Origin of the sequence: Dendrosporobacter sp. 1207_IL3150 (assembly GCF_036763085.1) — a bacterium.
GTDB lineage: Bacteria > Bacillota > Negativicutes > DSM-1736 > Dendrosporobacteraceae > JBAIYU01.
Genome location: NZ_JBAIYU010000010.1, coordinates 169,751 through 182,219, shown reverse-complemented (window position 1 = coordinate 182,219; position 12,469 = coordinate 169,751). Strand labels below are relative to the sequence as shown.

General features: G+C 38.5%; 13 protein-coding genes. 9 read left to right on the top strand and 4 right to left on the bottom strand.

All coding sequences use genetic code 11. The features are described from left to right. Nucleotides 1-79: 79 nt before the first annotated feature. A complete protein-coding gene (locus V6C17_RS04335) occupies nucleotides 80-1,516 on the top strand; it encodes a carbon starvation CstA family protein (protein ID WP_333521317.1) in 1,437 nt (478 codons plus the stop codon). A 269-nt stretch (nucleotides 1,517-1,785) separates the two neighbouring features. Here V6C17_RS04335 and V6C17_RS04330 read toward each other — a convergent pair whose 3' ends face one another. Continuing rightward, a complete protein-coding gene (locus tag V6C17_RS04330; RefSeq protein ID WP_333521316.1) occupies nucleotides 1,786-2,661 on the bottom strand; it encodes a hypothetical protein in 876 nt (291 codons plus the stop codon). Between the two features lie 306 nt (nucleotides 2,662-2,967). Between V6C17_RS04330 and nadA the strand changes: the two genes are divergently transcribed. Genes nadA through nadC form a run of 3 tightly spaced genes read left to right on the top strand, consistent with a single transcriptional unit; the run spans nucleotide 2,968 to nucleotide 6,282 of the window. Next, nucleotides 2,968-3,876 carry a quinolinate synthase NadA gene (gene nadA / locus V6C17_RS04325; protein WP_333521315.1) on the top strand — a complete coding sequence of 303 codons (909 nt, stop codon included), beginning with the start codon at nucleotides 2,968-2,970 and terminating at the stop codon, nucleotides 3,874-3,876. Continuing rightward, nucleotides 3,873-5,459: an L-aspartate oxidase gene (gene nadB, locus V6C17_RS04320; RefSeq protein WP_333521314.1), complete on the top strand. Its 1,587-nt coding sequence runs from the start codon at nucleotides 3,873-3,875 to the stop codon at nucleotides 5,457-5,459. Before nadA ends, nadB begins: the two co-directional genes overlap by 4 nt. Then, entirely contained in the window at nucleotides 5,452-6,282 is an 831-nt protein-coding gene (nadC, locus tag V6C17_RS04315; protein ID WP_333521313.1) for a carboxylating nicotinate-nucleotide diphosphorylase, read from the top strand. Before nadB ends, nadC begins: the two co-directional genes overlap by 8 nt. Nucleotides 6,283-6,341: 59 nt before the next feature. On the opposite strand, the gene V6C17_RS04310 is transcribed toward nadC, so the two are convergent. After that, nucleotides 6,342-7,685 carry a Na+/H+ antiporter NhaC family protein gene (locus V6C17_RS04310; RefSeq protein WP_333521312.1) on the bottom strand — a complete coding sequence of 448 codons (1,344 nt, stop codon included), beginning with the start codon at nucleotides 7,683-7,685 and terminating at the stop codon, nucleotides 6,342-6,344. A gap of 81 nt (nucleotides 7,686-7,766) precedes the next feature. Next, nucleotides 7,767-8,225 carry a hypothetical protein gene (locus tag V6C17_RS04305; protein WP_333521311.1) on the bottom strand — a complete coding sequence of 153 codons (459 nt, stop codon included), beginning with the start codon at nucleotides 8,223-8,225 and terminating at the stop codon, nucleotides 7,767-7,769. 275 nt (nucleotides 8,226-8,500) lie between these two features. Here V6C17_RS04305 and modA point away from each other — a divergent pair, with 275 nt between their 5' ends. The 3 genes from modA to V6C17_RS04290 are packed head-to-tail and all read left to right on the top strand — an operon-like array spanning nucleotide 8,501 to nucleotide 10,651. Continuing rightward, complete coding sequence (gene modA, locus V6C17_RS04300) at nucleotides 8,501-9,289, top strand: molybdate ABC transporter substrate-binding protein (RefSeq protein WP_333521310.1); 789 nt, start codon at nucleotides 8,501-8,503, stop codon at nucleotides 9,287-9,289. A gap of 31 nt (nucleotides 9,290-9,320) precedes the next feature. Continuing rightward, complete coding sequence (modB, locus tag V6C17_RS04295) at nucleotides 9,321-10,016, top strand: molybdate ABC transporter permease subunit (protein ID WP_333521309.1); 696 nt, start codon at nucleotides 9,321-9,323, stop codon at nucleotides 10,014-10,016. Beyond that, the gene (locus tag V6C17_RS04290) at nucleotides 10,004-10,651 is read left to right on the top strand and encodes an ATP-binding cassette domain-containing protein (protein ID WP_333521308.1); all 648 of its coding nucleotides are present in this window, start codon (nucleotides 10,004-10,006) and stop codon (nucleotides 10,649-10,651) included. The genes modB and V6C17_RS04290 overlap by 13 nt, the downstream gene beginning before the upstream one ends. 95 nt (nucleotides 10,652-10,746) lie before the next feature. Here the strand turns inward: V6C17_RS04290 and V6C17_RS04285 are convergent, their stop codons facing one another. Continuing rightward, nucleotides 10,747-11,103 carry a hypothetical protein gene (locus V6C17_RS04285; protein WP_333521307.1) on the bottom strand — a complete coding sequence of 119 codons (357 nt, stop codon included), beginning with the start codon at nucleotides 11,101-11,103 and terminating at the stop codon, nucleotides 10,747-10,749. Nucleotides 11,104-11,306: 203 nt separating this feature from the next. Here V6C17_RS04285 and V6C17_RS04280 point away from each other — a divergent pair, with 203 nt between their 5' ends. Both V6C17_RS04280 and V6C17_RS04275 read left to right on the top strand, forming a co-directional pair. Next, nucleotides 11,307-11,738, top strand: a complete 432-nt coding sequence (locus V6C17_RS04280; protein ID WP_333521306.1) for a hypothetical protein — start codon at nucleotides 11,307-11,309, stop codon at nucleotides 11,736-11,738. A 78-nt stretch (nucleotides 11,739-11,816) separates the two neighbouring features. Beyond that, complete coding sequence (locus V6C17_RS04275) at nucleotides 11,817-12,437, top strand: LysE family translocator (protein WP_333521305.1); 621 nt, start codon at nucleotides 11,817-11,819, stop codon at nucleotides 12,435-12,437. Nucleotides 12,438-12,469 lie beyond the last annotated feature (32 nt).

The window sequence follows — 12,469 nt, the reverse complement described above, 5'->3', positions numbered from 1 at the left end:
TTAGACAAAAATTGGATTATGGTGCCATTCGATGGATTACAATTTTATTAGGAAATAAAATAAGAAAGGTGGCAAATCCATGATTACATTTATTCTTAGCTTGCTGGCACTTATTTTAGGCTATGTGATCTATGGTCGTTTTGTCGAAAAAGTATTCGGTATTGATGAAAACCGGTCTACGCCTTGTACAACTCGTGCAGATGGGGTTGACTATGTCCAAATACCGGAGAAAAAAGCTATGCTTATTCAATTGCTGAATATTGCCGGCCTTGGACCCATTTTTGGACCAATACTCGGGGCACTATGGGGTCCAGTCGCGTTTGTCTGGATTGTAATAGGGGCAATTTTTGCAGGGGCAGTACATGACTACTTCTCGGGTATGTTATCCATCCGTAATAATGGCGCTAGTTTGCCGAAAATCGTCGAAAAGTACTTAGGCAGTTTTATGGGCAAGTTTGTTAACGGCTTCGCGTTATTGCTATTAGTTCTCGTTGGAGTTGTATTTGTAGCTGGTCCAGCCGGTTTGTTGGCCGCTCTGACACCTGCTTGGATGACAGTAGGCGTTTGGAGCGCTATTATTTTCGTTTATTATATCCTGGCTACTTTGTTACCGATTGATAAAATTATTGGCCGCTTTTATCCCATATTTGGTGCGATCTTATTAATTATGGCAGTGGGGATTGGCGGCGGTCTAATATTCGGAAATCATGCTATTCCAGAATTAACATTTGCAAACATGCATCCCAAAGGATTGCCAATCTGGCCACTAGTATTTATTACTATCGCTTGTGGGGCAATTTCTGGTTTCCACGCAACTCAATCACCAATGATGGCACGTTGTGTAGCTAACGAACGTCAAGGCAGGCGGGTATTTTACGGTATGATGATTGCCGAAGCTGCAATTGCTATGGTTTGGGCTGCTGCTGCCATGAGCTTTTTCGATGGCTCGGCGGGATTGCAAAAAGCTCTTGCGACTATGGGAGGGCCAGCAGGCGTAGTTAGAAACGTTTCAATTTCAATGTTAGGAGCTGTTGGCGGAACACTAGCAATTCTGGGGGTTGTTGTATTGCCAATTACTTCCGGTGATACGGCTTTCCGCGGTGCTCGACTATTGATTGCAGATTATCTAAATATGGATCAAGCTCAGATGGTGAGTCGACTCAAAATTTCCGTACCATTGTTTGTTGTGGGCTTTCTGATAAGTACTATTGATTTTAACTTTATCTGGCGATATTTCTCATGGGCTAACCAGACAACTGCTATGATTATGCTGTGGGCGGCTGCTTCTTTCCTCTATCAAGAGAAGAAATTGCACTGGATTGCTTCTATACCTGCAGCTTTTATGACTGCTGTAAGTATGACCTATATACTACAAGCCCCAGAGGGTTTTGGGTTGCCGACAAAAATTTCCTACCCTGGAGGCTTAGCAATAACGGCAGTTATTGTTATAACATACATTCGATATATAACAAATCTCAAGCCAACAGTTGATGTAACATCAACGAAAAGCCAATAATTAAGTTTAGAAGCAGCCATCGGGATTATTGTGATATCCGATGGCTGTTTTTATTTGTCTTTGGCCTTAGTTTACATTATTTAATAAAAAGCCAGATGGTTACAGTAATAATAAGGCTCTACGTTGCACCAGATAGTTTGAGAAATAGAATAAATGTATATTCCTTCCATTAAAAATTTCAAGACTATGTCAGCAGCATAGACACTATGATACTCGAAAAAAAGAGCGCTCCATAGAGCGCTTCCGAGAGTGTTTATTGGTTTTGAAATTTAGAAATTATATGTTACCCCGAAACCCCAACCCTTGATTCTAGTATCAGTAGTCAAGTCATAACGTGTAGTATCACTAGAGGCAGAGAGTGGCTGAACTTCAGAGCTATCTGTAAAATATAAGCTAGCTAATTTCATATCTTCAATCTTCATATCACGATAGTTTACGTTAAACTCAATATTTTTGGTGATTTTATAACCAAGGCCGGCCTCAAAATTTCGATAATCGTTTCCGTATGAAGCGGTGCCAAAAGCAGTTAAATCATTATTTAAAGATTTGACTGCAACGATACCGATTTGCCAAATGTTTTTGTCATGGCCATTGAAACTAATATCGCCACCTATAGCTTGCCCCGGATAAACTTCTACACCTGCATTTACCTGAATGCTAGGAGTGGCTCTTACTAAGCCAGTAAACAGGGAAAAGTTTTTATCTAGTTTATGTAATACATTAAATTCTTCTGTTCTAGTTTTATTTACTACGGTTAGGTTAGCCGAATAAAAAGGTAAATCATTAATAACTGCTTTGGAAGCAGCTGGCTTTTCAACTGCGTAATCATCCCAGCTATAATCGATAAGTGTAAGTTTTCCTTTAGGGGTTGCTTGGCGGTATTGTAATGCCCAATTGTTCCCAATACCATAAGTTAATCCCCATTCAAGATTGCTGTCACCATCGAAATTAGTCGGTATGCCAAAATCCTTAGCAGCATCTGTTACATTAAAATCATTAACCTTAGCATTTACGTCAAAGTCAGGGCTAACCCTATAACTTAGATCTAAAGCTGCTGCTCCTTTTGAATAATCAGTTAATGGGCTGGCTAAAGCTACACTGGATAGAACAAAGGAAAATAGAATAAACATTACAAACTTTTTCATTTAAGTCCTCCCTAAAACTTTTTTTCACCACACACAACACTCTCGTAACTTGTCCTTATATTAAAAAACATAAGGTGAAGATACGTTTGAATTATATGGAAGATATTAGAAAAATATACATACTATTTCCATAAATTCAAATATTTTCTCAAAATAATCGTGATCTTCAAAAAGTGTCGGCTTATTAATGTATGGATCGAGCAGTTAATGTCTTTACAGGTGTATTGACAGCTTGGCTTTACAGGACTAAAATAAAAAGTAACTTTTAGAAATAATAGATGTAAATCATTTGGGAGGAGCAAAGACATGACTGATTTGAAAGCAGAAATAATGCGGCTTAAAAAAGAGCGTAATGCAATTATTCTTGCCCACAACTATCAGCTTGACGAGGTTCAAGAGGTTGCAGATTATGTTGGAGATTCATTCTATCTTAGTAAAGTTGCCGCAGAAATAGACTGTGAGGTTATTGTTTTTAGCGGTGTCCGTTTTATGGCTGAAACTGCGAAGATATTATCTCCCGAGAAGATTGTTTTATTACCTGAAATAGATGCAGGCTGTCCATTGGCCGATATGATAACTGATGAAGACGTTCGTAATATAAAGAACCAGCATCCTGGTGTACCTGTGGTATGCTATATAAATTCTTCAACAGAAGTTAAGGCTGAGAGCGATGTATGCTGTACGTCTTCTAATGCTGTTAAGGTGATATCTTCTTTACCAGGACGCAAAGTGATTTTTGTTCCTGACGGTCATTTGGGAGATTATGTGGCTAAACAGCTTCCGGATAAGGAATTGATTTTATGGGCAGGTTGCTGTGTTACCCATGCTAAAGTAAAGCCGGAAGACGTACTCAAAGCTAAAGATAAGTATCCCGGTGCTAAGGTTTTGATACATCCGGAATGTTCGCCTTCGGTAGTTGAACAGGCCGATTTTGTCGGAAGTACCTCAGAGATCATTCGCTATGCTGAAAAATCTGATGCAAAAGTATTTATAATAGGTACAGAGGTTGGTGTGCTATGCAATTTGAGGGCGTCCCAGCCTGATAAACAGTTTTTCCTGCTGCATCCTGGATTAGTCTGTCCAAATATGAAGAAAACAAGATTGCAAAGTGTTTATGAGGCTTTAGCAAAAAATCAATATGAAATCCAGGTTGACGTGGATTTGGCAGCTGGGGCGAGACGCAGTCTTACTCGAATGCTGGAGTTAGCGCAATGACAGCACGCGGATATCTAGTTGCATGTCCCAATAGACTTGATGCTATAAGTAAACAGTACGATGTTGTGGTAGTTGGTGCTGGTATAGCAGGCATGACTGCGGCTTTATCTTTAGACAGTAAGCTTAAAGTAGCACTCATAAGCAAAGAAAAGCCTTCAAAAAGCAGTACTTATAAGGCTCAAGGCGGTATGGCAGTGGCTGTGGGGCATGATGATAGTTGTGAAGAGCATATTAGTGATACTCTGAGGGTGGGACAAGGCCTATGCCGTAAGGATGCAGTTGATGTATTAGTTAGAGAAGGGCCTTTAGCGTTAGAATTTCTACAGGGACTTGGTGCGGATTTCTGCCATGATGAGAAGGGCTTAGTATTGACCAGGGAGGCGGGACATTCGCGTAATAGAGTAGTTCATTACTATGACTATACTGGTAAATATATTGCAGAATTATTAACAGATGAAGTTAAAAAAAGTAATAATATTGATATTTATGATCGGTGTTTTCTCGTAGACATTTTAACTGTGGAAAATGACTGCTGTGGTTGCGCAGTTATTTACGAAGGCAGACTTCTTTATCTGCAAGCGGGAGTCGTCATTATTGCTACAGGTGGTTACAGCGGCTTGTTTTCCCATTCTACCAACTCTGATTCGGTAAGCGGTGATGGTATCGCTGCCGCATATCGCGCAGGAGCTGTTATCAGCGATATGGAGTTTGTTCAATTTCATCCGACAGCATTTTCTACCACAGGTGGTAATATCTTTTTGTTAACAGAGGCGTTACGGGGGGAAGGGGCGGTATTACTAAACTCGGCTGGAGAAAGATTTATGCAAGACTATCATGCTAGTGCAGAACTTGCTCCTCGTGACGAAGTATCAAGAGCAATTTTGCGCGAATCAGCGAAGCAGGGAGGAAGCCAAATATATTTGGATGCAAGACATCTTGGTAGAGAATATTTGGCTGACAGATTCCCGCAAGTTTACACAGAACTTGCTCAAAATAATTTTTTTATGGAAAAAGATATAATCCCTATTGCTCCAGCAGCTCATTATACGATAGGCGGAATCAATACAGATCTTTGGGGAAAATCTAATGTAACATCTTTATACTCATGTGGCGAGGCTGCCGCCACCGGGGTTCATGGAGCTAATCGTCTTGCCAGCAATTCGCTGCTTGAGGGAATTGTATTCGGTCGCAGAGTTGCAGCACATATCAATGTCGGATTTAAGGCAAAGAATAAAAATGCGAATTTTGCAAGTGGTGTCTCAGGGGCCTATTGTGACTCTGATGTTGACAAACTTCGATTAAAATTGGATTCAACAGCTGGGGTGATTCGCTCAGGAAGCGAGCTTAAAGAGACATTAAGGTGGATTAAGGGAAAAAATACTAGCCAAGATACTAAGGCGGATATTCACACCTATCATATGAGTAATGCTTTTCAGCTAGCCGAATTAATGCTTACAGCAACTTTATTGAGGGAAGAAAGCCGTGGGGGTCACTACCGTTTAGACTTTCCGAATAAAGATGAACATTTTTTATACAAGCACATTTTACACCAATGGGGAAAGGAGGCTGTTTTTGATGAATAAGCTAGCTTTGGACAAAGTATTAAAACGGGCCCTAGTAGAAGATATAGGCAACGGTGATATTACAAGTGAAGCTATATTTACAGAAGATCATCATTCCAAAGGATATCTGCTTGCTAAACAAAATATGGTATTAGCAGGAATGGATGTTTTCACGCGTGTCTTTTCGCTGCTAGATGAAAGAGTGCAGGTTGTCCCACTGTATGCTGATGGTGCTAGAATTAGCGAGGGAGAAAAGTTTGCTAAATTAACCGGACCAACTCGCTCTCTTTTGACAGGAGAGAGGGTAGCACTAAACTTTTTGCAGCGTTTATCAGGAATAGCCTCAACAACAAGCCAATATGTTGAGGCCTGCGCAGCCCATAAGGCAGTAATTGTGGACACTCGCAAAACAACACCAGGTTTGCGTATGTTAGAAAAATATGCTGTTACTGTTGGGGGTGGGAAAAATCATCGATATGGTTTGAACTCGATGGTGATGATAAAAGACAACCATATCAAAGCTGCTGGCGGTATAATTGAAGCGGTAGCAAAAGCCCGCACTAAAATTTCGCCTTTTATTAAAATTGAAGTAGAAGTCGAAAATTTAACTCAAATAAAAGAGGCTCTTGAAGCAGGAACTGATATTATAATGTTAGACAATATGGCACTTGAAATGATTGAAGAGTCTGTAAAAATTATCGCGGGTCGGACTTTGGTCGAAGTATCCGGTAATGTAACTGAGGAAAGAGTTGCTGATCTTGCAGCAACAGGGGTAGATATTATTTCAAGCGGCGCTCTGACTCACTCAGTTAAGGCCGCAGATATTAGTATGAGATTAGAATGAATCTATAAAACAAAAAGTAAGTAATCTCTTCGTGGTTTCACGGGAGAGTACTTACTTTTTTAATTAATAAGACTTGTTTTGATTTTCGTTTCTGAGGAAACTGGTATTTGCTGCATAAATAAATTTGTTAGAGGGACAAGAAAAAGGTAAAATGCATATATTATGAAACCCGAATCCGCAGATAATGCTGCTGCTGGAACAGCTCCAGCTATATTCCAAGGGATTAAGGCGGATATTAAGATTACCGTGTTCTCCATGTCAAGGGCTAGTTTATAGTTGCTAAGGCAATTTTTTTCGTATATTCGACGTTGTAATTGATGCGTTAATATTACTGCTAGTGTTTGGTTACAGCTAAAAGCTGCTGTTGCAATACTTGTTAGTATTAAAGTAGGATAAATCCTAAATTTTTTACTAAGTCTTTCAATAAATTTTTCAATTTCTGCTAACAAACCCGTACCTTCAAAAATGCCTGAAAAGGAAGACGAAATCAAAACGATACATGAAACATTCAGCATGGAATATAAGCCTCCACCCTTGATGATTTCCGCAAAGAAACTATTCGTTTCGATATTATAACCAGCAATAATATACTCAAGCATTTGGACCAAGGTTATGTTTTGTACAAATAGGCCTAGTATGATTCCCGAAAGAATACTTATGCTCATCGATAGTTTAACATCAACCTTAAAGGCCGCTAGGACTAGTATGATGATAGCGGGTGCAAATAAGATAAAGTTGATATTAAATATATTTAAGATCTCGTTACCTATATCATTAGTATAAAAAGTTAAAGGATTTAAGTAAGATACATATATATAGGCTGCTACTGAAATTATAAAAGGTAGGATAGAAGTCTTAGCCATGTTCTTGAAATTGATGTAAAAGTTTGTATTTGTCAAAGCCGCAACAAGATTAGCACTTGAGGACATGGGTGAGCACCTGTCACCAAAATATGCTCCAGCAATAATTGCACCAGCCACTGCATTTATATCAACATTTCCACTCTTTGCCATTACGATGAGTACAACTCCAATAGTTCCTACTGTCCCAAAAGAAGTGCCTAGCAGGAATGAAACTATGCAGCACAATATAAAAGCTGATAGTATAAAATACTTTGCACTAAGTAGCGCTGTTCCATAGTAAACTATTATGGCAATAGTTCCGCATGCCCGCCAAACGGCTGTTATTATGCCTATCAAAATAAAAATCTTAATAACTATCAAGGACTTGCTTGAGCCCTTAAGCATCATTTTTAATAAATCTTTTAGATTATAACCTCGGCTCATTGATACAACAATAAAGCCTGACAGCCCCAGAAGAAGAGGATACAATATTGAAATTTTGCTATATATGCAAAAGAGCAAGCTTATAATGAAAAGTATTATTACAATCAAAATATCCACAGTATCACCCTTTAAAAAGCAATTATAAAGTTATAACTCCCCATTTAGTTATAATAAATGGGAAGTTACTTCAGCTTGCTATTAGTTGTGTCTTGTATCAAAAACCGGAAAGCGATAGTTGGCAATGGTTTGATTATTGGATAAAATCCGGATGTCATATAAGCCCTCGCTTTTAATTGCATCTGTTCTCCACTGAAACAGCTGAGTAAAAACATAGCCGGTCTGGTTTGCAGTTACTTTTACAGGACCTGCTCCATCAATTACTTGACCTTGAAAAACAATCTGCCATTTTAATTCATATTCCCCAGGTTGGAAAACAAATTGATCAAGGGTATCAAAAGCAAATATTGTGTTTTCATGAGGAATTTCAAACATTGGAAAGATTTCATCTGCTGAGTAGAACCCGGCTTCTTCACTAATAAAATTGGCCATTATATGATTAATGGGGGCGGCAGTTACAGCTGCCTCAGTTTTTAAAGGTGAAATCAGTATACACAGGAAAATAGCCGTAATAGTTAGCAAAACAGTTCTTAGTTTCATAGCAGCAGCTCCTTATGATTAGTTGTTTAGGTATAAGGTAATATGTAAAACTTCTTGCATTAATAGTATAACAAATTATATAATAACACCATAATAGTCTTAATAAGTTAAGTTGTTTTGTGCCAAGCGAACTTGATACAAAGGTGTGTCAGCTAACGTAGTTATGTGTAATTACGGCAAGGCTGACTTTTTTGTTATTCCAAATGATTAAGTCGCTGCAGGTGAGTGGCTATTATATTTAATAATAATTTAATGATTAAATAGGGGGAGTCTCTATGAGAAGTATCTTAACGTCAATTGGGGTGCTTCTATTTATTGCAGTGATACTTAGCGGCTGCAGTGGCAATGGTACTCCGGCGGCCCCTCAACAGGTTGAGTTGTATGTATCGGCGGCTGTCAGTATGAAAGACGCATTGGCTGAGATACAGAAAAGTTACCAGGCTAAGAATCCTAATATAAAACTTCTCTTTAACCTGGGAGCTTCCGGGGCGCTGCAGAAACAGATCGAACAGGGTGCCCCCGCTGATATATTTATTTCAGCCGCTCCAAAACAAATGGATGAGTTGCAAGGTAAAAATCTAATTAACCCAGCAACTAGAAAAAATCTTGTAGAAAACAAGTTAGTAGTAGTTACACCAAAAGAATTAAAGATAAATATTAAAAGATATGAAGACGTTACCCAGCAAGATATTAAGAGAATTGCTTTAGGAGAGATTGGGACAGTGCCTGCCGGTCAATATGCCAAAGAAGTTTTAGACAAACTCAATATATGGTTCGAAGTAAAGGATAAAGTTGTTTTTGCCAAAGATGTTCGAACTGTTCTAACGTACACTGAGACAGGCAATGTTGAAGCAGGTATTGTTTATAAGACAGATGCTTTTGCGAGTGAGAAAGTCAAAGTAGTTGCTGAGGCACCTGAGGGAAGCCATCAGCCAATTGTTTATCCTATTGCTTTGGTATCATCGACCAAGCACGTTAAGGAAGCAGAAGAGTTTCTTGATTATTTATTCGAACCAGAAAGCAAGGCCATTTTTGAGAAATATGGTTTCTCTATGAGTAAATGATTTTGCGTCCATAAGAGGAAGGAGTGATCGCATGATAGAGTGGCAGCCAATTATTCTTTCGCTAAAAGTAGCCTTTATTTCACTTTGTTTTGTCTGTGTGCTTGGCATAGCTGCTGCGCATGTCATGCGAAATTACGAATTTACTGGCAAAACGGCTCTTGAAGCTATGTTCACACTTCCGTTAGTACTTCCACCAGTTGTAACAGGGTTTTTGCTGTTATTGTTAATTGGTAAACAAGGTCCAATTGGCCGATTCTTATCCGACCAATTACAAATACAAATTATTTTCACGCCTTTTGCGGCTGTTTTGGCAGGTACAGTGGTTTCATTCCCCTTAATGTATCAGAGTACCAAAGCCGCATTTCAGTCAATTGACTGTAATTTAGAAGATGCCGCTCGTACGCTTGGTGCTAGTGAATGGCGAGTGTTTTTAACTATTACGCTGCCTCTTGCTTGGCATGGTTTGGTCTCTGGTTTGATTCTTTCTTTTGCCAGAGCACTTGGTGAATTTGGTGCAACTATAATGGTGGCTGGAAATATACCAGGAAAGACACAGACTATTCCTCTTGCAATTTATTTCGCAGCAGAGTCAAATGATTTAACGCTTGCCGGCATTTATGTTCTTATTATCAGTGTGATTACTTTTTCGTTGATCTTTTGGCTTAATTTATGGACAAAATCACGCACGAATATGTTATCCAGGGGGGGCTCTAAATGTTGCAAGTAGACATTAAAAAGGAGCTGGCAGATTTTACTTTAAACATGCAGTTTTCGGTTGAAAGCAATATATTAGTGCTATTCGGAGATTCAGGGTGCGGAAAGACAACTACGTTACGTTGCATTGCTGGGCTTTTGGAACCAGATGAAGGGGTAATAATTCATGATGGTAAGGTGCTTTACTCATCGGAGGCAAATACTTTTGTTCCCCCTATGCTAAGAAATGTTGGATATATGTTTCAAGAATTTGCACTGTTTCCTCACATGAATGTAAAAAAGAATATATGGTACGGTGTAAAACAAAAAAATTCTAAGGCTAATGAACTATATGAAAGATTAATGGACTTGCTGAGAATAGAACACCTCGCAAGCCGGTTTATTGATCAGCTTTCGGGTGGAGAAAAACAGCGAGTAGCTTTGGCTCGTGCGCTTATGGCTGAGCCAAGCATTCTATTATTGGATGAGCCGATGTCTTCGTTGGATCGCGCAACTAGACTTGAATTGCAAACAGAGTTAAAGCGAATGCATGAGATATGGAGTATTCCCTTTATATTGGTTACTCACGATATAGAGGAGGCCAAGGCGCTTGGCGACCAAATTCTATTTATGGAGAAGGGTTGTCCTGTTAGATTAGAAGCTAACTAGGTAATGAGGAGTTAAGGTTTAATTAATATAATAACAAAGGCGCAAACCACATTAAGTGACTTGCGCCTTTGTTATTATATTAATTAGTTTTTTCATTAATTAAGGTATTTGGAAAGTGAATATTTTAAGCTTTTTTCTATGCTTGTTAGTTTATCCTTAGCGCTCCAAAGTAGAAAATCATTGGCGCAATATACTTTATATCTTCCGTCTAGATTGTACAAGCTGTTTGACACAATCGATTTTAAGCAGAGTTCATGATCTTGGGCAGCGATATTTATTTGCAGTTTAGTTCCAACTGGAATTGGGAATTTACTTATATATTCAAGCGATGTTAAGCTCAGCATGATTATTTCGATGGGGTAGCTTTTATGAGTTTTATGACCATTGGGCGTATCCATACGTGTCAGGGTGCTTAGCACTGTCGATTGATAAAGTAGGTTAGTTTTATACACATAAAAGCCCCCTAATTTCTTAAATAAGAAGTTTATAAAATTGTACGGGGATTTATGTTGTTGTATGCCTACTATCTGTTTTTATCCTAAAAAAGATTAGCGTTTTAGAGGGAATTTGTCTTTTGGAAAAAATATAAAGACAATAGAGTATGATCTGTTCCGAATATACATTCCTGGAATTTAAGTTAGAAAGGAATATTAAAATGAAATCAAGATTAATAGTAATATTTTTTCTGTTATTGTTTTTGTTAATTGGGATTTATTTAGTTAAAAACGGAAACTCTCCTGAAAACAAAGTACCTTCGCCATTACCTAATAATAGTAAAGATGCTGTAGATTTGAAGGGTAAGGATGCGGATAAAAAAAGTGATGCAGCAAGTGAACCAGAAAATAGTGAAATTAGGCTATCACCTGAGCGTGTTAAAGCCACTACTAGTCAGCAAGATGATCTTGAGAAGCAATCGATGTCAATCAAACACAAAAATCGAGATATCACATTAGCACCTAATGTACTTATTCGGCCCGGGGAGGGTGTAATGATAGATAATTCGAATGACGAGGATTATATTAAAATTAAGCGGGACAATACCTATCGGTCAAAGGAGTACAAGGTTCTGCTTGAGAAAAAATTCTAATATTGCTAATGTTACATAGAAATTAATAATCTAACTATAAGTGTAATCTACATATATTGTAGGGACGGGAATGGTGTTATGGCACTATATTTCTTTATAAAAGGAATAATTCTAGGTTTTTCGATAGCTGCCCCTGTAGGACCTATTGGTCTGCTTTGCATTCACCGTACTCTTACCAATGGAGTAATGAATGGTTTCCTTTCCGGGTTAGGGGCGGCGTCAGCTGACGCTGTCTATGGTTTCATAGCTGCTTTTGGGATAACTGCGGTATCTTCACTGATAATAAGTAATCAATTAATAATAAGATTACTTGGAGGGCTTTTTCTTATTTACTTAGGTTATAAAACCTTTCAATCTACGCCTGCAGAGGAATCTGCTAAGTTACCTGGTAGAGTTGATGGTCTGGGCGCATATACTTCTACATTTTTCCTGACATTAACCAATCCCATGACAATAATGTCTTTTGCTGCAGTCTTTGCCGGATTAGGTGTAGGTACAACAGGTGGTGATTATACTAATGCAGCATTCATGGTTATTGGTGTTTTCATCGGATCAATATTGTGGTGGCTGGTATTGAGTGCAGCCGTGAACATGCTTCGAGAAAAATTTGATCAAAATAGGCTGAATTGGATTAACAAGATCTCTGGCGTGATAATTGTTTTATTTGGAGTTTTTGCCTTAATTAGTGCAGGAATTTAGTCCTAATAAAAGACACTTGCAATAGATAATTA

What these genes read in the sequence shown, in the direction of transcription:
- V6C17_RS04290 (WP_333521308.1), top strand. Translation starts at nt 10,004, where the DNA reads ATGTTGCAAGTAGACATTAAAAAGGAGCTGGCAGATTTTACTTTAAAC.
- modB (WP_333521309.1), top strand. Translation starts at nt 9,321, where the DNA reads ATGATAGAGTGGCAGCCAATTATTCTTTCGCTAAAAGTAGCCTTTATT.
- V6C17_RS04330 (WP_333521316.1), bottom strand. Translation starts at nt 2,661, where the DNA reads ATGAAAAAGTTTGTAATGTTTATTCTATTTTCCTTTGTTCTATCCAGT.
- modA (WP_333521310.1), top strand. Translation starts at nt 8,501, where the DNA reads ATGAGAAGTATCTTAACGTCAATTGGGGTGCTTCTATTTATTGCAGTG.
- V6C17_RS04280 (WP_333521306.1), top strand. Translation starts at nt 11,307, where the DNA reads ATGAAATCAAGATTAATAGTAATATTTTTTCTGTTATTGTTTTTGTTA.
- V6C17_RS04275 (WP_333521305.1), top strand. Translation starts at nt 11,817, where the DNA reads ATGGCACTATATTTCTTTATAAAAGGAATAATTCTAGGTTTTTCGATA.
- nadA (WP_333521315.1), top strand. Translation starts at nt 2,968, where the DNA reads ATGACTGATTTGAAAGCAGAAATAATGCGGCTTAAAAAAGAGCGTAAT.
- nadB (WP_333521314.1), top strand. Translation starts at nt 3,873, where the DNA reads ATGACAGCACGCGGATATCTAGTTGCATGTCCCAATAGACTTGATGCT.
- V6C17_RS04305 (WP_333521311.1), bottom strand. Translation starts at nt 8,225, where the DNA reads ATGAAACTAAGAACTGTTTTGCTAACTATTACGGCTATTTTCCTGTGT.
- nadC (WP_333521313.1), top strand. Translation starts at nt 5,452, where the DNA reads ATGAATAAGCTAGCTTTGGACAAAGTATTAAAACGGGCCCTAGTAGAA.
- V6C17_RS04335 (WP_333521317.1), top strand. Translation starts at nt 80, where the DNA reads ATGATTACATTTATTCTTAGCTTGCTGGCACTTATTTTAGGCTATGTG.